The organism is uncultured Endozoicomonas sp., from assembly GCF_947495845.1.
GTDB lineage: Bacteria > Pseudomonadota > Gammaproteobacteria > Pseudomonadales > Endozoicomonadaceae > Endozoicomonas.
The window spans coordinates 14,909-36,530 of record NZ_CANMAO010000027.1; the positions used below are offsets into that span (position 1 = coordinate 14,909).

Here is a 21,622-nt window from a genome sequence, read left to right on the forward strand (position 1 = left end):
GTCGACACAATTAGAGATAGAACATCAAACACTGCGCTGCCGAACAGCCTCAAAAAGACACACACCAGTAGCCACTGACACATTAAGACTACTGACCGAACCCGCCATTGGAATAAAAATCAGAGAATCGCATAAATCGCGAGTTAAACGACGCATGCCTTTGCCTTCTGCGCCCATCACCAGCCCAAGTGGCCCTTTTAAATCGGACTGATAAACATTGCCAGAGCTTTCACCGGCAGTACCAATCATCCAGATACCACGCTCTTTCAACCACTCCATGGTTCTGGCGAGGTTAGTCACCTGAATGAGTGGCACATTATCCGCTGCACCACAGGCCACTTTCGTAGCAGTCGCATTAAGCGTGGCAGACTTGTCTTTTGGCACAATTACCGCCTGAACACCGGCAGCATCAGCAGTACGCAGGCAAGCGCCCAAGTTATGAGGATCGGTCACACCATCCAGAATGAGCAGAAACGGTGCTTCACTCAGAGCATCCAGCAGATCTTCCAAATCTTCTTCCCGATAAACCCGGGCAGCTGAGACTTTGGCCATAATCCCCTGGTGCACACCATCGACTTTGGCATCCAGGCGACTGCGCTCTACGAAACGAACCACAACGCCCTGATTTCTGGCTTCATCCACCAGCGCGTTAATTCGCTTATCCGTTCTACCCTTTTGAATCTGCAATTCCAGCACTCGTTCAGGGGATTTTTCAAACAGGCTCTGCACCGCATGCAGGCCAAAAATTACATCATCGTTCATGGATTTCCCGTCAGGCTGATCAGGAGAGATAAACCGGTAATACTAACAGATATGCAGCATCAGGAGGTATCGTCCGGCGCACCGGTCATAAATCCGCCTTGATTGACCGGTTTTGAGAAGTTACGCCAGAGCGGAACGATCTAAGCAGGGCTTCAAAACCGCAATACCCTGCTCTCTTTCTTCCCCTGTCGTATTTGCAAAGCCCAATACCAACCCCTGCGTTCTCAAGGATGAATAGTAATAACTGCTCAAAGGTGAACTTCCAAACTCCTGCTTTCTGAATTTCTTACTCACCTGAGCATCATCCATCCGCTGATCATCAAAAGTCAGTGCGATGTGCATACCGGCACTTTGGGCAACCGGCGTCATCAACCCCGTAAGGTGTTGTGTGCATAACTGCTGCATATGTTCCCACTTTTGTTGATAGCTTTTCCGGCAGCGGCGAAGGTGTCGATAGAAATGCCCTTCTTCGATAAAGTCGGCAACCACCGCTTGGGTAAACAGTGGCGTTTCACCACTGCTAAACGCTTTTGCATCCACAAAAACATCCACAAGGTGTTCAGGTACGACCAGGTAACCAAGCCGTAGTCCGGGTAGCAGTGTCTTACTGAAACTGCCCATATAGATAACCGGCGTCTGCTCCGCCATACCAGCCATGGCTGCAATAGGCTTACTGTAATAATGAAACTCACTGTCATAGTCGTCTTCAATGATCCAGCATTGGTTTCTTTCAGCCCACTGCAATAATTCCATACGTTCACTGGCGGATAAAATACCGCCCATCGGGTATTGATGGGTCGGCGTGCAACAAAGCGCACGATAATCGCCAGTCTCAGGCAGTTCTGAAATATTGATACCGTTATTACTGTGTCTTATTGGGGAAATGTGCGCTCCCATTGCAGAGAATGCGTTTCGGGCGCCGGTGTAGCCAGGCTCCTCCATTAGCACCTGATCACCTGAATTCAGTAATAACTGCGCACACAACGCCAAACCGTGCTGAGCACCCTGAGTAATAACAATTTGCTCTGAACGGCAATTCATTCCTCTACTGGAATTTAGATAGGCTGCCAGTGCTTTGCGTAAAGGCTCATAGCCCTGGTAATCGTGATAACCCATCAATACACGACGATCGCAATGACGACGAATCAGCTGCTGCCAGACTTTATTGGGAAATAATCGAAAATCAGGCAACCCAACCGTGAAAGGCAGGTTATCCATAGTCCCTTTTTTATCGTTCCTTGCAGAAAGCCTATGTAGACGACTGCCGTATTCAGAAAGCTCAGGCCACTGATTTAACCGTTTTCCTGACACCGCTTCAGGCGCAAGATCAGCCCTAGGCAATTGAGCACTTATGAAAAAGCCACTGCCTTCTCGACTGGTCACATAGCCTTCAGCACGTAATTGCTCATAGGCACTGTTTACTGTGTTTCTACTAATGCCCAGATCACTGGCCAGTACCCGGGATGCAGGTAAACGACTACCTGTGGATAACTGGCGAGCCAGAATCTTCTGCCGTAAAGCAAAAAACAGTTGCTGACTGAGAGAAGAGCCGTTTCTCTCTGGTACTGACTGCTGGAGTTGAATATCCCGTAAATCCAAATTGGTACCCAGATTATTATAAAATTGGATCTTATTAAGAGACCAATACCTTAAGATAATTATGCCCATCTGAACAGAATTGAGCCTTCAGGAATAAAGCAATGGATCAGGTATGCCCAACCAGACAACAGAAAGTTGATGATCAATTTTCCACCACTGCCCGCTCCACTGTTCTCCGTGGTAAGAAAAATGCCAGCTATGACAAGCAAGCGGTCTTTCAGCTGATTGATGATTTAAAACTGGGCCACATGGCATTTATGGATAAAGGCAGCCAGTGCCCGGTAATTATTCCCATGACCTTCTGGCGGATTGATGAACACCTGTACTTTCACACTCTGAATAAAACCCGGCTCGATACGCTGATTTCAAATGGTGCAGAAGTCAGTATCTCGTTTGCAGAAGCCAGCGAGTGGGTGCTTTCCAAATCCGCCTATCACACCAGCGTCAATTACCGGTCTGCGGTTTTGTTCTGCACTGGCAGTCGAGTAGATTCACCCGATGAATTTGATCTGGCCTTCCAGAAAATCATTGATGATATAGAACCCGGGCGATGGAGCCAGGTTCGTCCACCGAACGACAAAGAAAGAAAAGCCACCGCGCTCCTCAAACTGACCATTAATGAGGCATCTTTTAAATCCCGCACTGGAGGCCCTAATGAAGATGAAGAAGATCTGTCATTACCAGTCTGGAATGGCACACTACCGATTGACGGCCCGAAAGGTGGAGGGTGCCCATTCCAACGTTAGTTCCGCTGGTTATGATTATCCTCTTTCCCCATCTCCTCATTTGAAAACAATAAATAAACTTCTAATTTAGAGTTATCTAATATAGAATATACTGAATTAGGTCTTAGGGAAGTGGCATTGAAGAAAATACCAGCACACGTCATTCTCGCGAAGGCGGAGATGATGCCGGTATCATCTTCCCTTCCAGTTAGAGACTTGGAATTATTCAATCAGGCCAAGAGTTTATCTCTATGATGCTTAACGAGATGCAGGCAAATGCGTCAGAAGCTGCTGGAATTTTGAAAATCCTATCCCACCCAGCACGACTAATCGTGGTTTGTCAGTTGGTCGATGGCGAAATGGGCGCAGGGCAACTTCAAGAAAGCTCGGCCCTCAGCCAGTCCGCTTTTTCACAGCATCTAACCGTGTTACGAAATCACAAGTTGGTGAAAGTGCGCAAAGAATCTCAACAGGTTTTTTATTCTCTGGCAGACCCGAGAATAAAAGCACTGATACATGCCATGCACGAGATTTTTTGCAGCCAATAATAATGAAAAGAGGGAGATTTAATGGAGTTTGCAGTTCCATGGTCGTCTTTATTGGGCGGCATACTTTTGGGTGCATCAGCGCTTCTGTTATTACTGTTCAACGGTAAAGTTGCTGGCATCAGCGGTATTATTGGAGGCCTGATCAGCCCCGAAAAACAAGATTTTCTCTGGCGACTGCTTTTTCTTCTGGGAATGATGGGTGGCGGCTGGCTTGCTATCCAATTTTTGGGGATTACCTTCCCTTCCGATTTCAGCGCTTCTCCTATGGTCATTATTATCGCAGGTCTTTTCGTTGGGCTTGGTTCTGGTTTGGGAAATGGCTGTACCAGTGGCCATGGCATCTGTGGCATTGGTCGTTTATCAGTCAGATCCATTGCCGCTACCTGCACGTTTATGGCCGTTGCTGCGGTGACTGTTTTTATCCGACTTCACGTGATGTAAGGGAGTGTTGCTGATGTTTTATATTATCTCTTTACTCACGGGTCTGATATTTGGGATTGGCATGGCGTTATCCGGCATGATTGATCCCGCGGTGGTTATTGCTTTTCTGGATGTAGCCGGCGAATGGAACCCAGCTCTGATGTTTGTGATGGGCGGTGCGCTGCTGGTATTTATTCCGGGTTATCAGCTGCTCATTAAAAAGCGACAGCAACCGTTTATTGCAGCGAAATGGTCACTTAATTCGCTAAAAGCACTGGATCGACCGCTGATTATCGGTGCTGCACTGTTTGGATTGGGATGGGGAATTCTGGGCGTTTGCCCCGGACCCGCAGTGACGTCCATGCTTGCGGGTAACAGTGATGTATGGCTATTTATGGTTGCCATGATCGCAGGGCTTTTCATCAGTCAAAAGCTGAAGCAAAAGATCAACTGATCTTCCGCTTGCGGGGCTGCTTGCCTGCCGGTTTTCCTGAAGGCTTTTCTGAAGGGCTTCTTGAGGGCTTAGCTGTGCTGGCAGCACCTGCTTTATCGCCAGTCGCCTTTTTCTTTTTGGCGACGGTTTTCTTTTGAGCCGCTTTTACTGGCTTACCCTTCTTGGTGGTTTTCTTTTTTGCTGGTTTCTTTCCTGAGCGACCACCGTCTTCGGATTTAGCACCTTTGCGTTTCTTCGCAGCCTCTTCCGCTTCCTTCGCTTCTTTCAGCAGTTTTGCTTTAGCAGCAGAGGATTTGAAGCGACTGCCCAGCGCAGCACTGCCTGAGGATTTCGATTTGCCTGCAGATTTCGACTTTCCAGCTGATCTTTTACGACTCGGGTTGCTCACGGTAGAGAGCAGTTCAAAATCGATCTTCTTGTCATCCAGGTTGACCTTACTGACCATCACTTCCAGCTGATCACCAAGGCCAAAACGTCGCCCTGTGCGCTCACCTTTCAGGCAGTGGTGAACATTGTCGTAGATGTAATAGTCATCTGGCAGACTGGTAACATGCACCAGACCTTCGACAAACACATCTTTCAACTCCACAAACAACCCAAAGCCAGTGACCGCAGCCACCACACCATTAAAGGTCTGACCGATATGCTGCTGCATGTAATCACACTTCAGCCAATCCATAGCGTCTCGGGTCGCTAGATCTGCTCGACGTTCAGTCACAGAACAATGTTCGCCTAATGCCTGAATATCACCATGGTCGTAGGGATAAATTTTCTTTTTGGGAATTGGCAGAGCGCCCACTCGAATCACATGTTTCGATGCAATATCAGAACGTATCACGTGACGTAGTGCACGATGTATCAGTAAGTCAGGGTAGCGACGAATCGGTGAAGTAAAGTGTGCATACTCTTTAAACGCCAGGCCAAAGTGTCCTTCATTCTCGCCACTGTAAATGGCTTGGCTCATCGAACGCAGAACCACTACCTGAATAACATGGAAGTCCGGGCGATCTTTTACTTTAAGCAACAATGCCTGAATATGTTCCGGCGTAATCTTGCCCGACGGTAATGCCAGACCAAGAGTGCTCAGAAAGCTGTTCAGGTTCAGTCGCTTCTCCATAGTTGATCCTTCATGGACACGATAGAGACCCGGCAGATTATGCTTTTTCAGGAATTTTGCAGCGCAGACGTTGGCGCAGAGCATGCATTCTTCAATCAGCTTATGTGCATCATTCCGAACTGTTGGAACGATTTGCTCGATCTTACGGTTACGACCGAAAATGATTTGTGTTTCTACGGTATCAAAATCGATAGTGCCGCGATCCGCACGAACAGCGATCAATGTCTTATAGAGCTCATAGAGTTGATCAACATCTTTAGTAACGTGTTGATACTCTTTGCGCAGGGTCTCACCTTCTTCACTATGGGACAGCATCTCCCACACTTTGGTGTAGGTTAGGCGTGCGTGAGAACGGATAACCGCTTCGCAGAATTTGTAACCGGAGATTTTACCTTTGGCGCTGATGGTCATTTCACACACCATCGCCAAGCGATCGACTTCAGGGTTCAGTGAACACAACCCGTTAGACAACACTTCCGGCAACATGGGAATCACATGGCCAGGAAAATAGACCGATGTTCCCCGATTATTGGCTTCTTTATCGAGGGCTGAATCCGGTTTTACGTAATGGGACACATCCGCAATAGCAACAAATAAACGCCAACCGCCGCCTTTCTTGGGCTCACAGTAAACAGCATCATCAAAGTCACGGGCATCTTCACCGTCAATGGTGACAAACGGTGTTTCCCGAAGATCGACTCTCAGCTCTTTATCTTTTTCTGCAACTTCGGTTTTGAAACCTTTGCACTGGTTTTCTACAGTTTCCGGCCACTCATGGGGAATGCCGTGGGTGCGAACCGCCACTTCCACTTCCATGCCCGCATCGGCACGACCACCGAGGATTTCTTTCACGATCCCCATTGGCATATTGCGACGGCCAGGCTGGCGGGTAATTTCCAGCAGCACATATTGCCCTTCTGTTGGCATTAATGGCCCGGGCTGAACGATGACTTCGCGACTGATTCGCTGATTTTCCGGCACCACAAAAGCGGCACCGGATTCTGTATAAAAACGACCGACAAGTTGTGTCGTATTCTGTTCAATGACTTCGACCAGCTGACCTTCTCTGCGGCCACGGTGGTCCACGCCGGACTCTCGAACAACAGCTCGATCACCATCAAAGAGTTGACGCATTTCGCGAGGGGACAGGTACAGATCTTCCCCACCGTCGTCTGGTATTAAAAAGCCAAAGCCTTCTTTATTGCCTTGTACCCGGCCTTTGATCAGGTTCAGTTTGCTGACCAAGGCAAAAGCGTTCTTACGATTCTGCAGCAGTTGTCCGTCACGAATCATCGCTTTGAGACGAAACATCAATGCTTCTTTCTGTTCTTCTTCCGTGACGCCCATCTCTGTGCACAGAGTGCTATGGCCGGCTGGCGCGCCCCGCTGCTCCAGAAACTCCATAATATACACACGGCTGGGAACCGGGTTCTCATACCGCTGAGCTTCGACAGAAGCCTGACTATCCTGATCTTTCCACCCTTTTGACATGTGGTTTATTGCACCTCGTTACCAGCCAGAGGCTGCTTTTGAATTTGAAAAGGCTGCCGGTGTGTCATTCCGATCATGCAGGGGTATACCAATTCTGTTTTTAAATTATGGGCTGCGCAGCTATTTTGGCCGACTGGATCTGCGTTGAAGTTCCTCGCCATAGCTACGGCTATGACTCGTCTCTTCGCCTTGCCCAGTCGCCCAAAATAATTTGCTCGCTCCAAAATTTAAAAACGCCATTGGTATTACTATTGCATCCATTCTTTATTAGTACATCGTTAGGTGAGTTTATGCAAAACAGGCAGGGAGTATACAACATAAGAAGAATAGCCGATCCTGAATATGGATCGGCTATTTCATTGTGCTTACCCGAAAGAATGATCAGGCAAACGGCTGGCGCAGGATGATGGTTTCTACACGGTCAGGACCGGTAGAGATCAGGTCAATCGGCGCACCGGTGACTTCTTCCAGACGCTTGATGTACGCAACAGCGTTCGCTGGCAGATCATCAATATTCTTCGCGCCAAAGGTAGACTCAGTCCAACCTGGCATCTCTTCGTAAACCGGCTGAACGGCTTCGTACTCTTCCACATCCACTGGCGTCGTGATGGATTCGCCTTCGGCGTTTTTGTAATCCACACAGATACGGATGGTTTCCATACCGTCCAGAACATCCAGTTTAGTCAGACACAGACCGGTCACCGAGTTGATCTGAATCGCCTGTTTCAGGGCAACCGCATCAAACCAGCCACAACGGCGTGGGCGGCCAGTAGTAGCACCAAATTCGTTACCGACTTTCGCCAGGTGACGACCATTCTCGTCATCCAGCTCCGTTGGAAAAGGACCAGAGCCGACACGCGTCGTGTATGCCTTGGTGATACCCAGCACGTAATCCAGATACAGAGGACCAAAACCGGAGCCTGTGGACGCGCCACCAGCAGTTGTGTTGGAAGAGGTTACGAACGGATAAGTACCGTGGTCGATATCCAGCAGGGAACCCTGTGCACCTTCAAACAGAATGTGATCACCACGATCGTGGTGAGCGTGGAGAGAGTCGGCGACACGGTCAACCATCGGAATCAGTTCTTTGGCCATTTCCAACGTGTCGTCCAGAACTTTCTGGTAATCAACCGCTTCTACTTTGTAGTAGTTAACCAAAGAGAAGTTGTGATATTCCATCACTTCTTTCAGTTTCTTAGCGAAACGCTCTGGGTGCAGAAGATCAGCAACACGCAGGCCACGACGAGCTACTTTATCTTCGTACGCTGGACCAATACCACGGCCAGTCGTACCGATTTTCGCTTCACCACGGGCCAGTTCACGAGCCTGGTCCAATGCAATGTGGTAAGGCAGAATCAGCGGGCAGGAAGGGCTCAGTTTCAGGCGCTCACGCACCGGAACACCGGTTTCTTCCAACTGCCTCATCTCTTTCAGCAGCGCTTCCGGAGACAGAACCACACCGTTACCGATGTAGCATACAACGCCGTCACGCAGGATGCCGGAAGGAATCAGGTGCAATACGGTTTTTTCGCCGTTAATAACAAGAGTGTGCCCAGCATTGTGGCCACCCTGAAAGCGAACAACCGCTTCCGCCTGCTCAGTAAGCAGATCAACGATTTTGCCTTTACCTTCGTCACCCCATTGGGTGCCAAGTACGACAACAGTCTTACCCATGGTAATTGGTCTCTCAATTTCATGCGATACAACACAGGTACAATACAAGTGTTGCATATATTTTACCTGCAAAGCAGATACAGTTCTGAGCGGAAACGCCGCTCATCCAAACCCATGAAAATGGCTTCGGAGAGCCGCATTTTCATAGCAGTCACGACAATACGGTTTAGCCAATCGGCTCAACCAACCACTTGCCGCCTCGGCAGACCAGCTGACGGTTACAACCCATGTCCGCTGCTTCTGTCTTTTGCCCGGGCAGCTGACAAACTACCCTTTGGCCCTGTTGGCGCAATGACTGGACAGTTCCAGCATCCACACCCAAAGGTGCAAAAACGGTTAACTCTTCGGTCTGTTCACTGACGTTGCCAGCTTGCAGCTCCAATAACGCTTTCAAATCCGTACTGAAACCTGTTGCCGGACGTGAACGACCAAAGGCCTCACCAATCCCATCATACCGGCCACCTTTGGCAATCGCCTGACCTTGATCAGGAAGATAGGCCGCAAAAACGACACCTGTATGATAGTTGTAGCCTCTTAACTCACCCAGATCGAGGTAGAACCCAGTCCCCTGGTAACGAGCGCTGATATCACGGGCAATGGACTCAAGTTCATCCAACGCGACCTGCACACCCTTAGGCGCTTTTTCCAGAGCAGCTCTTGCCCGATCAAGAATGTCGATATCACCTGCCAGTTGAGGTAGTGCGTTCAGCATGGCTGCAACGTCTTTATCGATATCCCACTGATTCACTAGTTGCTCAATCTCTGAGATTGCTTTGCGCTGTAGCGCATCAAACAGCTCGTGTTCCTGAGCATCAGTCAAGCCGGCCTGATCCGCCAACAGTCGATAAATCTGCACATGGCCAAGATCCAGGTTAACGGACTCTGCACCCACTCTGCCCAGTGTTTCGAGCATCAGGGCAATCACTTCCAGATCACTTGCCACACCAGAGTGACCGTATAATTCGGCACCGATCTGAATCAGTGAGCGTGATGCGCCCAGCGTCTCCGGTCGAGTGTGAAAGACACTGCCTGAATAACACAATCGTACCGGGCCATCCTGATTCAGTGCGTGGGCATCAATTCTTGCTACTGCTGGTGTTGTGTCTGCCCGCAGACCAAGGGTTCTGCCGGTCAGCTGATCCGTCACTTTAAATATCTGCAGATCCAAATCGTGACCAACACCGGCGGTCAATGATTCCATAAACTCAAGATGCGGTGGAATCACCAATTGATAACCCCATCGATCAAACAGATCGAGTATGTCGCGTCTTAACTTTTCAGCACTTCGGGCTTTGCCTGGCAGAATTTCTTCAATTCCATCCGGCAGCAGCCAGCGATCAGCAACGGTCATAACAATCTCTCTTTTTGTTCATATCGAGTGTTACGGAAAAACCACCTAACAAGGTCGGTAACGCCAACAGCGTTGCCGACATAGCGAACTTCTCGTCGGCAATCCTTTGGATTACGACCTACAGGGTTAACAGGTTTAGCATTAACCATTTATAAGGTAGAGCAGACCAACACCCACCAGCATACTGATAAGGCCGCCCACTCTGAGCTGTTTGTCATCAATTTCTGCAAGTTTGCTCACCAATTGACGCCAGCGCTGGGGATAAAGAAAAGGCACTATACCTTCAATCACCAGCATCAGGCTCAATGCGATCAGCAACTGCTGTATAAAGTCTATTTCCACACAGCCCTCACACGAAAAAACCGGGCGGAGCCCGGTTTTGGTAATACTACCACGGTTTTTTCAGACTAACAGCACAATCTTGTGCTTACTTATCCTGATTAAAGTAACGGAAGAAGTCACCTTTTGGCTCAATCAGCATGATATTGCCGCTTTCGCCAAAACTTTCCTTGTAAGCCTGAAGGCTACGATAGAAAGAATAGAACTCAGGATCCTTCTTGTAAGCTGCCGCATAAATCTCAGCAGACTTCGCGTCACCATCACCTCGGATAATCTCAGACTGACGGTATGCATCGGCCAGCAGTACTCGCTTCTCACGGTCAGCATTAGCCATGATGCCTTCGGCCATTTCCTGTCCACGTGAACGATAGTCCTGAGCTTCTTTTTCACGCTCGGAAGACATACGTTCAAACACGGAATCGCTTACCTGAGGCGGTAGATCGATACGTTTGATACGAACGTCCATCACGCTCACACCCAACTCTTCCTGAGCCACTGTATTCAGCGACTTGGTCAGATCATCCATCATCTCGTCACGCTGTCCGGAAACCACCTCGTTCAGAGTCAGGCTACCAAACTGGTTACGCATGCTGGATTCTGCACGCTGGGCAAGCAGATTACTGGCACGGAATACATCACCGGCAGTTGCACGATAGAAGTCGTACACGTTGTGAATACGCCACTTGATGTAGGAATCCACAATAACCGCTTTCTGCTCAAGGGTCAGGAATCGTTCAGATGGCACATCCAATGTCTGCAGACGTCCATCAAATACCTTAACCTTGTCGATCAGAGGAATTTTCACGTGCAGGCCAGGCGGAATAGTGTCGCGCACTACCTGTCCGAAACGCAATTGAACCGCTCTCTCCCGTTCGGAGATAACAAACAGACTACCCCAAGCCAATATAACGGCCACTACGGCGATAATCAGTCCAGTGAAGGCTTTCTGACTCATCGGCTAACCCTCCCCCCACTGGCCCGTGAACTATTCACGCGCTTGTTCAATTCTTCCGTCACCCGGTTAGTAATCTCATTCAAATCCTGAGTAGACAGCTGTTTGGATGGCATGGCGCTATTGCTGCTGGACTGCATAATCTTGTCCAGTGGCAGGTACATCATGTTATTTCCACCTTCAACATCCACCAGAACCTTGTTGGATTTGCTAAGCACTTCCTCAATGGTTTCAATGTACAGACGCTCACGGGTTACCTCTGGTGCACGTTTGTACTCGGTTAGCAGCTTCACAAAACGATCAGCTTCACCTTCAGAACGTGACACAACCTCATCACGGTAACCATTGGAGTTTTCGATGATGCGCTGAGCCTGACCACGGGCTTCAGGAACCACCTTATTGGCGTAAACCTGAGCCTTGTTCTTGGCACGCTCTTCGTCCTCACGGGCACGAATTACATCGTCAAACGCCGCCTGCACTTCCTTGGGAGGATGCGCACTTTCAATGTTGACCTTGGCCACATTCAGACCAGAGCCGTAGCTATTCAGGTATGTCTGCAAACGTTCACGTACTTCAACCCCCATGACCTCACGGCCTTCGGTCAGTACCTGATACATTTCAGAACCACCCACTACATGACGCAATGCGCTCTGAGTCGCCTCTTCAAGGCTGACCAGTGGCTTGGCAACATTCAGCACGTAATCCTGGATGTTATCAATGTTGTACTGAACGGACATGGAGACTTCTACAATGTTTTCGTCTTCAGTCAGCATCTGCTGGAGAAGATTGTAGGTACGCAGTTCCGTCACACGCTCCTGAAACTTTTGTTCAATAGGAGGAAAATACACGTGCAGACCAGCACCAACAGTAGAGTGGTATTCACCAAAACGGAGAATAACAGCCTGCTCTTTTTCATCCACGGTATAGACGGCATTCCACAGATAAGCGATTGCCGCCAGAATCAAGATGCCGATGAACATTCCAGAAGACGAACCGCTTTGAGCGCCACCGCCGGAACTGCCTTTTCGGCCTCCACCGAACATTCCGTTCAGTTTTTCCTGAAATTTACGAAAAGCATCATCCAGGTCTGGTGGTCCCTGCTTATCGCCTTTGTTACCACCGCCCCATGGATCCTGGTTATTTCCACCCGGCTCGTTCCAGGCCATATATGTCTCCGTAGAGTCAGTATCTAATTGAATATTGGTCGCGCATCCCTAGCTTCTACAGACGATCGCGCAAGACAAAATCGCCTGTCATCGACATTCACTCCACCACAGAGGGGTTGAAAATGCAATGAACCAGTACCGCCAGAACTCATAGTGTACCTTATAATTGCGTTCAAGCTGAACGCACTTTGAAAGGCAATACCTGAAGCCAGATTGTAGGGTTTGGATAGCGAATAGCGCAAGCCGAATTAGTAAAGACCGAAACAGCTCATCTTTACAATTCAATTTTATGAATCAAAGATACGATCCAGCCAGCTGCGCTTTTTATAGCTTGCGGCCACACCTTTGGACAGCATAAAGGGCACATATTCACGATCTTCTTCGAGAATATGTTTACTCAGCCAGACTCTTAAAAAGTGCAGAAGTTCAAAGGTGACGTGCTGGCCATCCAAAACACGCCGATGCAGACCGTTAACTTGTTCGATTAATTGACCATGGTGTTTTTTGTGCTCTTCATAGTCTGGATAGTCCAGAACCCGCATCAGCGCTTCTTCGACGGCAAAATGGATTCGTGTATATTCCACCAGGCGACCTAGAATTTCAGCTGCCGCTTCAGAACCGTGATGTTCATGAATGGCTCGGTGCAACTCATTCAGCAAATCCACCAGCACACGATGCTGGGCATCAATTTCTTCGATGCCGATGCAAAACTTGTCCGACCAGGGAAATAATTCTTCGATATCTGCCTGCACTTCTGCCGCATTCATACTCGCCATTTTGATACCCTATTTCTATTTATTCTGATAAGTCTCTCTGCATTATTTACTCATTACATACACAACAATCGTCGTTAAGTGACAATTCACGGTAGCAAATGGTGGGTTTTTAAAGCAGATGAGATTGGTATGCACAATACTGACGGGAATGATTCCCACCAGCATTGATACAGATCAATATTTTGAAAGGGTTTTCAAGCTAACGATGAAGAGAAGCAGTCATCCGCCAAACCTTCCTGCTTGGCAATGCGATCATAATCTGGTCGGGATACGCGGATGTGCAACACAATGTCGCCAGTCTCCGAATAACCTTCAGACTGAATGGCGCCCAGTTTGTACAACCTCGCACGAGCCCGGCCTTGAGCCGGTTTCAAGGTTAACTCTCCCTCCAACATATCGTCAGAGAGCAATTCTTTGATGGCATCCAACAATAAATCAGTGCCAGCACCAGTGACTGCAGAAACCCAGACACGCACCGGGCGGCCTTGATCATTCCGCTGAATTTTCGGCTCAACGCCCTGCAGCAGGTCAATTTTGTTATAAACCTCCAGCATCGGGACTTCGTTGGCATCGATCTCTTTCAGCACTGACTCAACCTGATCGATATTATCCAAACGCTCAGGATCATGGCTGTCGATCACATGGATCAGAAGATCGGATTGCCGGGTTTCTTCCAAAGTCGCGCGGAATGCTTCCACCAATTTATGCGGCAAATGCCTTATAAATCCAACCGTATCCGCCAGAACAGCCGGCCCAATATCCTCAAGCTCAATTCTTCGCAGCGTCGGGTCCAGTGTGGCAAATAGCTGATCTGCGGCATACACCACAGATTCCGTCATACGATTGAAGAGCGTCGATTTACCGGCGTTGGTGTAACCCACCAGTGCAACCTGAGGCACTTCTGCTCTTACTCGGGAACGACGACCTTGCTCACGTTGCTTACGGACTTTATCCAGCCGACGCAGGATACTTTTGATACGAACTCGCAGTAGTCGACGGTCGGTTTCCAGCTGAGTTTCACCAGGACCACGAAGACCAATACCGCCTTTTTGTCTTTCCAGGTGCGTCCAGCCTCGAACCAGTCGTGTACTCGTGTGCTGAAGCTGCGCCAGTTCAACCTGCAGTTTACCTTCAAAGGTACGGGCACGTTGGGCAAAAATATCGAGAATCAGGCCGGTGCGATCCACTACACGACACTGAAATTCTTTTTCGAGATTTCGTTCCTGGCTGGGGGACAGCGCATGGTTAAACAGCACAACATCCACATCGTGCAGAACCACCAGCTCACGAATTTCCTGCACCTTGCCAGGGCCAATAAAGAAACGGGGAGTAGGATGCTTGCAAGTCGTAGAGATGAAGGCGGCAGACTCAACACCGGCAGAGCGAACCAGCTCCATGAATTCCTGGGGATCTTCCCGCTTGCGCTCATCGTTCACATCGATATGAACCAGAACTGCGGTTTCACCACCCTCATGGCGATCAAAAAACAAGCATAACTCCTAAACAACCATGTCAGTAAAATGAGAATGCTGCATTATCACTTCTCGTTCTCATGCCCTGAGGCTGCCGCAAAACCCGTAGGTCGGTAATTCTGTAAGAATTGCCGACATCTCGCAGGCCTGTAGGTGCTGATTGTCGGCAACCCTTTGGGTTACCGACCTACAACATCTGCTCTTGCTGATCTTTTGCGACACCCTCGCTATGCATGAGAATCCATAATTAATCTCAAAAGGCATGGAAGCCAGAGCTTAGAGATTTTGCAGCATTAAGAGACACAATATTTATTCGAAAACTGATATAGCAGAAACAACTAAAGGCGCATTAAGCGCCTTCAAGATGCAAAAAGCAAGATGCTGTTTTTCAAGCTTTACTCTTGCTCGCCTTCGGTACCCTGCATTGGCAGACGAACCGGACGGCTAGGAACCACAGTAGAAACAGCGTGCTTGTACACCATCTGGCTGACTGTGTTCTTAAGAAGAATCACGAACTGGTCAAATGATTCAATCTGTCCCTGAAGCTTAATACCATTAACCAGGTAAATAGAAACTGGCACACGCTCTTTGCGCAGCACATTCAGGTAAGGGTCTTGTAGAGAATGCCCTTTTGACATTTCTGTACTCCTTTTAATTCTCGAGTTTTGAATAGCCTAGTTTCACTCTGGGGGAGGACTATCCGCTATACCGGCTGTGCCAGTACTAATTGTTTAATAAGTGTACAGCCTGTAGAAAGCCGACTCACATTAAGCTAACCCCACATCGTACTCAATAAGTAATACTAGCTACTCCCGTCAGTCCTGCAGGAACTATTACGTGCACCAATGTACTATTTTGTAAAAGCCTTCAGACCAACTTCGTTCAAAAACCCGATAGGCTTTGCTTGCCAGCTGGTTATATACCCGAAGGATTTCAAGTTGCTACGCGGCGGCAAGTAAGCGAAGCCCCGTGAGCCTACAACGAGTAGGTGATCGGGGTGAGCGCACGCAGCCAACAAAGTAGCAACCTGAAAGGCGATGGGTATAAATACGTCAGACCTATATGAGGACGTTACCCAAAACTTTCAAGGCATCGCTTTCAAGATTAGGCGATAAGGTATCAAGCCAATGAACATCCGACCAGCCTCGCAGCCAGGTCAACTGCCGTTTTGCCAGCTGCCTTGTTGCGATGATTCCTCTTTCGACCATTTCTTCGTACGAAAGTTCCCCATCTAGATACGACCATACCTGACGGTAACCAACTGATCGAACAGCTGGCATGTTGACGCTTAAATCACCACGCGCATACAACGCTTTTGCCTCATCCAGAAAGCCATTTTCCAGCATAAGTCGAAACCGCAATGCAATTCGCTCATGGAGCACAGCGCGATCTTCCGGAGCCAGCGCAAGACTGGTGATATCCCATGGCAGCTTTTGCCCATCCTGCTCTTGGTGCCACTGGCTCAGTGGTTTGCCCGTTAATTGATAAACCTCCAGCGCCCGTTGAAGTCGCTGAGTGTCTGTCGGTTTAATGCGCTGAGCGGCTTTCGGATCCACCTCCACCAGTTGCTGATGCAAAAACGCCCAGCCTTTCTCTTCTGCCGTATTCAATAAGGCCTGCCGAACACGATCATCCGCCGAAGGCATGGATGCCATACCATCACGAAGCACTTTAAAGTACATCATTGTGCCGCCCACCAGTAAAGGAATGCGACCTCGTTTCGTGATGTCCGTCATCAAGGCAATCGCATCCTGACGAAAGTCCGCTGCAGAATAAGCTTCCGATGGATCCAGAATATCAATCAAATGGTGTGGCGCATCCGCCAGCACGTCGGGCTCGGGCTTGGCAGTGCCAATATCCATGCCCTTGTATATGAGGGCTGAATCAACACTGATTATCTCAAATGGATACGATTTGCTGAGCGCCACAGCAAGGTCGGTTTTACCCGACGCCGTAGGGCCCATTAAGAAGACAGCAGGAGGAAGCCGTTTTTCCTCAAATGTGGTCATTTAGCCGAAATTACCCAGAATTCTTGAAAACCGTTATTGTATAGGAAGATGTAGACCGTCGGTTACCGGAAAATATCCCGGGACGATGTCAGCCAGGCGTTTAATAATCATCAACTTTGCGGGATCAGCACAGAATATGGCGCTTTAGGGAAAGCCTTTTTCACTGCCAAGCTGTACGCTCTCGCCCTGACTCCGGACGATCAGAACTTGATTCTGCAAAATAATAAGAAAAACCAAAGAGGCATGCTGTAACAATGATCTCAGTCCCTGGTAATGATCAAGCCTTGACGCCGAACCGGTGTCATCCGGCATTTTATTGTCGTTTACTCTCGTTGTTTGCTGCCTTCTGCGGGCTTCTCTTTACCAACGTATCTACCGCTCAAGCGTCTGAAACGGAATACGCCATTATCAGTGATATGGCGAGTCAGTCACTGCTATTAGACATTACCCTCGCGCCCGAATCTGTTCGCCTGATCACCGTAGGCGACCGTGGTCATATCCTTTATTCCGACGACCACGGATCAAACTGGCAACAGGCAAAAGTACCGACACAACAAATGCTCACTGCCGTTTACTTTCCTTCCTCGTCAACCGGCTATGCCGTTGGCCATGACGCTTTGATTTTAAAAACTGTCGATGCCGGCGATTCATGGCACATCGTTTATGAAGACCGCGCCCTTGAAGCACCTTTGCTCGATGTCTGGTTTGAGAATGAAACCCGTGGCATCGCCGTTGGCGCTTTTGGCACCCTGCTTTCTACGGATGATGGCGGTAAAAGCTGGACTGATCGCACTTACGATCTGGATAACGAAGACGGTTTTCATTACAACGCCATCGCCGGAGATGGCGAAGGCAATGTCTATTTAGTAGGTGAAACCGGTTTACTCTTCCATTCCAGCGACAACGGAGACAACTGGAATCGTCTTGACAGTATTTATCAGGGCAGTCTGTTTGGTGTTTCCGCTGATAAAAAACGGGTCATGGTCTTCGGCCTTCGTGGTAATGCTTTTCTCAGCACCGACAAAGGCGACAACTGGCAACCCATTTCCACCAACCTTCAGGAAACGCTGTTTGGCTCCACCATACTTAACAATGGTCAGGCCATTCTTGTGGGAAATGCCGGCGCAATTGTCAAAGAGAGTCAATCAGAAGCGTGGTTAGCCACTAACAGAAGTAACCGACAGCTGTTGAATGCTCTGGCCGAAAACGCACTGGGCCAACTCATCGCAGTAGGGCAAGGCGGCATTCATAGACTGGACAGCCACCTACAAAACTAGTCGTCTTCCGTCTTTAAAAGATAACAACAAAAATCATTATCAAGGTCGAAGCCATGTCGTCTGACTTATCCACACTGCAGCACAGGCTGGAACGGGTTATTTTCACTAACCGTCCACTGGTTTGCCTGTTGATTCTGTTCGCCACTGTTCTCTTAAGCTGGAAAATGGTCACCGGACTGCGCATCGATGCCAGCTTTCAAAAAATGATTCCTATGGAACATCCGTTTATCCAGAACATGTTCCAATATATGGAGCGCTCTGGCTCTGGAAACACCCTTCGTATCGCAGTGAAAAATGATAGAGGCGATATCTTTGACCGCGAGTACATGGAGAGCCTGAAGAACATCGGCGACGATATTTTCTTTCTTTCCGGAGTAGATCGTGCCGGCGTAAAATCCCTATGGACACCCAATGTGCGCTGGACAGAAGTCACTGAGGAGGGATTTGAAGGCGGCCCGGTCATTCCCCAAACCTACGACGGTAGCCCTGAAAGCCTGGAAGATCTCCGCAGAAATATTCTGCGCTCCGGTCAGGTTGGCCAGATTGTCGCCAATAATTTTCAGTCCAGCATTATCAGCGCACCCTTGCTGGAAAAAGATCCAACCACTGGCGAAACGCTGGATTACGCTGCCCTTTCTGCGGAATTGGAAAATTTGCGGGAACAATACAAGGCGGAAGGCGTTAGCCTGCATGTTGTCGGTATTGCCAAGGTATTTGGTGACCTCTTTGAAGGCGTGAAAGCCATTGTCGTTTTTTTTGGCGCAGCGGTATTTATTACCCTGATACTGCTTTACCTTTACTCACGGTGCTGGCGCAGCACTCTGGTACCGCTGGTAACCTCTCTGGTGGCGGTAGTCTGGCAAATTGGTCTATTGGCGTCCCTGGGCTTCGGGCTTGATCTTTACTCAGTGCTGGTACCTTTTTTGATATTTGCCATCGGGGTCAGCCATGGTGTGCAGATTATTAACAGCACGGGTATAGAGGCAGCTTCTGGCATTGATAAAGTAGGTGCCGCTCGTCGTGCATTCCGGGCACTGATTATTCCGGGGATGATTGCACTGTTATCCGATGCCATCGGTTTTCTGACGCTTCTGGTCATTGATATTCAGGTGATTCGTGATCTGGCGGTGACTGCCAGTATTGGTGTCGCAGCCATCATCATTACCAACCTGGTACTTCTGCCAGTATTAATCTCTTATCTGGGTACAGGTACAAAAGCCATTGCCAGAATTCAGGCCAACCAGAAAGTTACCGGTGGTATATGGCAGTTGCTGTCTAATTTTTCGACTCCAAAGGTAGCACGAGTATCTCTGCTGATCGCCATCGCCGGTTTCGGTTTTGGTTTCTACCAATCTCAGGATTTGAAAGTGGGTGACCTTGATCCGGGCGCACCGGAATTCCACCCGGATTCACGCTACAATCGAGATAACCACTTCCTTACCAGCAATTACTCCACCAGCTCAGACCTTTTTGTAATGATGGTCACGAGCGCTCCCGACCAATGTTCATCATATCCAGTAATGGATGCTATGGATCGTTATATGTGGGAGATGGAAAATGTAGAAGGTGTGCAACAAGCCATTTCCATGGTGACTTTCTCCAAGCAAATGATCAAAGGGCTTAACGAAGGCAACCCGAAGTGGCAGACCCTTTCACGCAATGCTTATGTGCTGAATGGTTCAATCGCCAGCGCCTCATCTCTGTATAATTCTGATTGCTCCATGGCGCCGGTCATCGTATTTCTTGATGATCACAAAGCAGAAACGCTTGAGCGGATAGTGGATGCCAGTAAAGCATTCGCAGATAAATACGACAACGAACAATTTCAGTTCCGATTGGCAACGGGTAATGCCGGCATCGCCGCAGCCACCAACGAAGTAATTGATACAGCTCAAACAGAGATGAAAATCTGGGTCTATGCCGTGGTTTGTATCCTTGTATTACTGACTTTCCGCTCTTTCAAAGCCGTGATCTGCATCGTGGTTCCCCTGATGCTGACGTCTGTGCTTTGTCAGGCATTGATGGCGGCATTGGGTATTGGTGTCAAAGTTGCAACATTGCCGGTTATTGCGCTGGGGGTCGGCATTGGTGTGGATTACGGAATATACATCTATAGCCGTTTAGACAGCTTGCTTAAACAAGGTATGCCATTGCAAGAGGCCTATCACAAAACTCTGCAGATCACCGGAAAGGCTGTTACGTTCACCGGCTTAACGCTGGCGATCGGTGTTGGCACCTGGATTTTCTCACCACTCAAGTTTCAAGCGGATATGGGCATCTTGCTAACCTTTATGTTCGTATGGAATATGATCGGTGCGATTTGGTTGCTGCCGGCACTGGTGAGCTTGCTCAACCGCAATGCACCAACACCACAACAGAACTAACACTCAGTTCATCCCATCTTTTGAGCCAGTACACTGTACTGGCTTCGATAAGAACGCTTAAATTTAGTAACAGAATCCCGGCAGCTCTTTAGTACTACGCAGCACAATGAATCCTCATTTTCAAAACGACTTAACGCTCTTTGATATATGGCTGACCAATGGCTTTAGGTGCAATCGAACGCCCAATAAAACCAGCCAACAACACGACAGTGAGTATATATGGTAGCGCTGAAAACAACTGAGTTGGCATTTCACCGATAATAGGCAATTCAACACTTTGCAGCCGTGTTTCCATGGCCGACAACACACCAAACAACAAACAACCTAACATCGCACCCACGGGTCGCCACTTGCCAAGAATCACCGCAGCCAGTGCAATGTATCCCTGCCCAGCGGTCATCTCTCGAACAAAAGCCGCATTCTGAGCCATCGACAGATACGCTCCAGAAAAACCACACATGACGCCGGTAATAATCAATGCCTGATAGCGAACTTTACTGACCGAAATACCTGCCGTATCTGCCGCTTTTGGCTCTTCACCCATAGCTCTGACCCGCAGACCAAAACGCGTTTTAAAAAGGACAAAAGCAGCAACAGGCACCAATAAAAAAGCCAGATAGACCAGCACGTTATGCCCTGAAATCACATCATGATAAAAACTACCCAATACCGGAACATGCTCTGCCACCCACTGAGCACCAGGCCATTCAAGAGCATTAAATCGCTGATCGTTAGACAGAGTTGGTGTTTGCCCGCCCATATCAAACAACGCATGCCCAATAGTCACCGTTAAACCGGATGCAAAAAAATTAATCGCCAGTCCGGATATAATCTGATCTCCACGCCAGGTGATCACCGCAAAGCCGTGCATCATTGCCATTAACACCGAACTCAATACGGCAGAAACCAATCCCAACATGGGCGAACCGGTGAGCGCACTGGTCGCCGCCGCTGCAAAAGCAGCCATCAGCATTTTTCCTTCCAAACCAATATCCACAATGCCGGAGCGTTCTGCATAGATACCGCCCAGAGCTGCAAATACCAACGGCACTGCCAAGCGAAGGCTGGAGTCCATTGAGGAGTAAACCCAACTTAATACGTCCATG

Annotated in this window: 19 protein-coding genes; 6 read left to right on the forward strand and 13 right to left on the reverse strand. The window is 48.8% G+C overall.

What is annotated here, in order from left to right; all coding sequences use genetic code 11:
- Window positions 1–24: 24 nt before the first annotated feature.
- Window positions 25–762, reverse strand: a complete 738-nt coding sequence (gene rlmB / locus Q1B11_RS15750; RefSeq protein WP_299734275.1) for a 23S rRNA (guanosine(2251)-2'-O)-methyltransferase RlmB — start codon at window positions 760–762, stop codon at window positions 25–27.
- A gap of 120 nt (window positions 763–882) precedes the next feature.
- On the reverse strand, window positions 883–2,361 hold the full coding sequence (locus tag Q1B11_RS15755; protein ID WP_299734276.1) for a PLP-dependent aminotransferase family protein: 1,479 nt from the start codon (window positions 2,359–2,361) through the stop codon (window positions 883–885).
- A 101-nt stretch (window positions 2,362–2,462) separates the two neighbouring features.
- Here Q1B11_RS15755 and Q1B11_RS15760 point away from each other — a divergent pair, with 101 nt between their 5' ends.
- The 4 genes from Q1B11_RS15760 to Q1B11_RS15775 all read left to right on the forward strand — a co-directional run bounded on the left by Q1B11_RS15760 (window position 2,463) and on the right by Q1B11_RS15775 (window position 4,508).
- Window positions 2,463–3,107: a pyridoxamine 5'-phosphate oxidase family protein gene (locus Q1B11_RS15760; protein WP_299734277.1), complete on the forward strand. Its 645-nt coding sequence runs from the start codon at window positions 2,463–2,465 to the stop codon at window positions 3,105–3,107.
- A 230-nt stretch (window positions 3,108–3,337) separates the two neighbouring features.
- On the forward strand, window positions 3,338–3,634 hold the full coding sequence (locus Q1B11_RS15765) for a metalloregulator ArsR/SmtB family transcription factor (RefSeq protein WP_067515468.1): 297 nt from the start codon (window positions 3,338–3,340) through the stop codon (window positions 3,632–3,634).
- Between the two features lie 21 nt (window positions 3,635–3,655).
- A complete protein-coding gene (locus Q1B11_RS15770; protein WP_299734278.1) occupies window positions 3,656–4,075 on the forward strand; it encodes a YeeE/YedE thiosulfate transporter family protein in 420 nt (139 codons plus the stop codon).
- 13 nt (window positions 4,076–4,088) lie between these two features.
- Entirely contained in the window at window positions 4,089–4,508 is a 420-nt protein-coding gene (locus tag Q1B11_RS15775; RefSeq protein ID WP_299734279.1) for a DUF6691 family protein, read from the forward strand.
- On the opposite strand, the gene rnr is transcribed toward Q1B11_RS15775, so the two are convergent.
- The 10 genes from rnr to miaA form a co-directional block, all read right to left on the reverse strand.
- Complete coding sequence (gene rnr / locus Q1B11_RS15780) at window positions 4,501–7,116, reverse strand: ribonuclease R (RefSeq protein ID WP_299734280.1); 2,616 nt, start codon at window positions 7,114–7,116, stop codon at window positions 4,501–4,503. The genes Q1B11_RS15775 and rnr overlap by 8 nt on opposite strands.
- 381 nt (window positions 7,117–7,497) lie before the next feature.
- On the reverse strand, window positions 7,498–8,790 hold the full coding sequence (locus Q1B11_RS15785; protein ID WP_299734281.1) for an adenylosuccinate synthase: 1,293 nt from the start codon (window positions 8,788–8,790) through the stop codon (window positions 7,498–7,500).
- A gap of 166 nt (window positions 8,791–8,956) precedes the next feature.
- Complete coding sequence (locus tag Q1B11_RS15790) at window positions 8,957–10,141, reverse strand: ATP phosphoribosyltransferase regulatory subunit (RefSeq protein ID WP_299734282.1); 1,185 nt, start codon at window positions 10,139–10,141, stop codon at window positions 8,957–8,959.
- A gap of 141 nt (window positions 10,142–10,282) precedes the next feature.
- A complete protein-coding gene (locus tag Q1B11_RS15795; RefSeq protein ID WP_299734283.1) occupies window positions 10,283–10,483 on the reverse strand; it encodes a DUF2065 domain-containing protein in 201 nt (66 codons plus the stop codon).
- Window positions 10,484–10,568: 85 nt separating this feature from the next.
- Window positions 10,569–11,435 (reverse strand): protease modulator HflC, encoded by an 867-nt coding sequence (gene hflC, locus Q1B11_RS15800; protein WP_299734284.1) that lies wholly within the window; start codon window positions 11,433–11,435, stop codon window positions 10,569–10,571.
- Window positions 11,432–12,598 carry an FtsH protease activity modulator HflK gene (gene hflK / locus Q1B11_RS15805; protein ID WP_299734285.1) on the reverse strand — a complete coding sequence of 389 codons (1,167 nt, stop codon included), beginning with the start codon at window positions 12,596–12,598 and terminating at the stop codon, window positions 11,432–11,434. Before hflK ends, hflC begins: the two co-directional genes overlap by 4 nt.
- A 287-nt stretch (window positions 12,599–12,885) precedes the next feature.
- Window positions 12,886–13,374, reverse strand: a complete 489-nt coding sequence (locus tag Q1B11_RS15810; RefSeq protein WP_299734286.1) for a bacteriohemerythrin — start codon at window positions 13,372–13,374, stop codon at window positions 12,886–12,888.
- A gap of 194 nt (window positions 13,375–13,568) precedes the next feature.
- Complete coding sequence (hflX, locus tag Q1B11_RS15815) at window positions 13,569–14,864, reverse strand: ribosome rescue GTPase HflX (RefSeq protein ID WP_067515476.1); 1,296 nt, start codon at window positions 14,862–14,864, stop codon at window positions 13,569–13,571.
- 377 nt (window positions 14,865–15,241) lie between these two features.
- Window positions 15,242–15,484: an RNA chaperone Hfq gene (gene hfq / locus Q1B11_RS15820; protein WP_067515477.1), complete on the reverse strand. Its 243-nt coding sequence runs from the start codon at window positions 15,482–15,484 to the stop codon at window positions 15,242–15,244.
- A 420-nt stretch (window positions 15,485–15,904) separates the two neighbouring features.
- Complete coding sequence (miaA, locus tag Q1B11_RS15825) at window positions 15,905–16,855, reverse strand: tRNA (adenosine(37)-N6)-dimethylallyltransferase MiaA (protein ID WP_299734287.1); 951 nt, start codon at window positions 16,853–16,855, stop codon at window positions 15,905–15,907.
- A 254-nt stretch (window positions 16,856–17,109) separates the two neighbouring features.
- Here miaA and Q1B11_RS15830 point away from each other — a divergent pair, with 254 nt between their 5' ends.
- Both Q1B11_RS15830 and Q1B11_RS15835 read left to right on the forward strand, forming a co-directional pair.
- Window positions 17,110–18,132, forward strand: a complete 1,023-nt coding sequence (locus Q1B11_RS15830) for a YCF48-related protein (protein ID WP_299734288.1) — start codon at window positions 17,110–17,112, stop codon at window positions 18,130–18,132.
- A gap of 53 nt (window positions 18,133–18,185) precedes the next feature.
- Window positions 18,186–20,516, forward strand: a complete 2,331-nt coding sequence (locus Q1B11_RS15835; protein ID WP_299734289.1) for an MMPL family transporter — start codon at window positions 18,186–18,188, stop codon at window positions 20,514–20,516.
- A gap of 130 nt (window positions 20,517–20,646) precedes the next feature.
- On the opposite strand, the gene Q1B11_RS15840 is transcribed toward Q1B11_RS15835, so the two are convergent.
- Window positions 20,647–21,621 (reverse strand): ABC transporter permease, encoded by a 975-nt coding sequence (locus tag Q1B11_RS15840; RefSeq protein WP_299734290.1) that lies wholly within the window; start codon window positions 21,619–21,621, stop codon window positions 20,647–20,649.
- Window position 21,622 lies beyond the last annotated feature (1 nt).

Bases quoted from the DNA above. Each gene is read 5' to 3' on its own strand.
- rlmB (WP_299734275.1), bottom strand. From the start codon at position 762: ATGAACGATGATGTAATTTTTGGCCTGCATGCGGTGCAGAGCCTGTTT.
- Q1B11_RS15760 (WP_299734277.1), top strand. From the start codon at position 2,463: ATGGATCAGGTATGCCCAACCAGACAACAGAAAGTTGATGATCAATTT.
- Q1B11_RS15765 (WP_067515468.1), top strand. From the start codon at position 3,338: ATGATGCTTAACGAGATGCAGGCAAATGCGTCAGAAGCTGCTGGAATT.
- Q1B11_RS15770 (WP_299734278.1), top strand. From the start codon at position 3,656: ATGGAGTTTGCAGTTCCATGGTCGTCTTTATTGGGCGGCATACTTTTG.
- Q1B11_RS15775 (WP_299734279.1), top strand. From the start codon at position 4,089: ATGTTTTATATTATCTCTTTACTCACGGGTCTGATATTTGGGATTGGC.
- rnr (WP_299734280.1), bottom strand. From the start codon at position 7,116: ATGTCAAAAGGGTGGAAAGATCAGGATAGTCAGGCTTCTGTCGAAGCT.
- Q1B11_RS15785 (WP_299734281.1), bottom strand. From the start codon at position 8,790: ATGGGTAAGACTGTTGTCGTACTTGGCACCCAATGGGGTGACGAAGGT.
- Q1B11_RS15790 (WP_299734282.1), bottom strand. From the start codon at position 10,141: ATGACCGTTGCTGATCGCTGGCTGCTGCCGGATGGAATTGAAGAAATT.
- hflC (WP_299734284.1), bottom strand. From the start codon at position 11,435: ATGAGTCAGAAAGCCTTCACTGGACTGATTATCGCCGTAGTGGCCGTT.
- hflK (WP_299734285.1), bottom strand. From the start codon at position 12,598: ATGGCCTGGAACGAGCCGGGTGGAAATAACCAGGATCCATGGGGCGGT.
- Q1B11_RS15810 (WP_299734286.1), bottom strand. From the start codon at position 13,374: ATGGCGAGTATGAATGCGGCAGAAGTGCAGGCAGATATCGAAGAATTA.
- hfq (WP_067515477.1), bottom strand. From the start codon at position 15,484: ATGTCAAAAGGGCATTCTCTACAAGACCCTTACCTGAATGTGCTGCGC.
- miaA (WP_299734287.1), bottom strand. From the start codon at position 16,855: ATGACCACATTTGAGGAAAAACGGCTTCCTCCTGCTGTCTTCTTAATG.
- Q1B11_RS15830 (WP_299734288.1), top strand. From the start codon at position 17,110: ATGATCTCAGTCCCTGGTAATGATCAAGCCTTGACGCCGAACCGGTGT.
- Q1B11_RS15835 (WP_299734289.1), top strand. From the start codon at position 18,186: ATGTCGTCTGACTTATCCACACTGCAGCACAGGCTGGAACGGGTTATT.
- Q1B11_RS15840 (WP_299734290.1), bottom strand. From the start codon at position 21,621: ATGGACGTATTAAGTTGGGTTTACTCCTCAATGGACTCCAGCCTTCGC.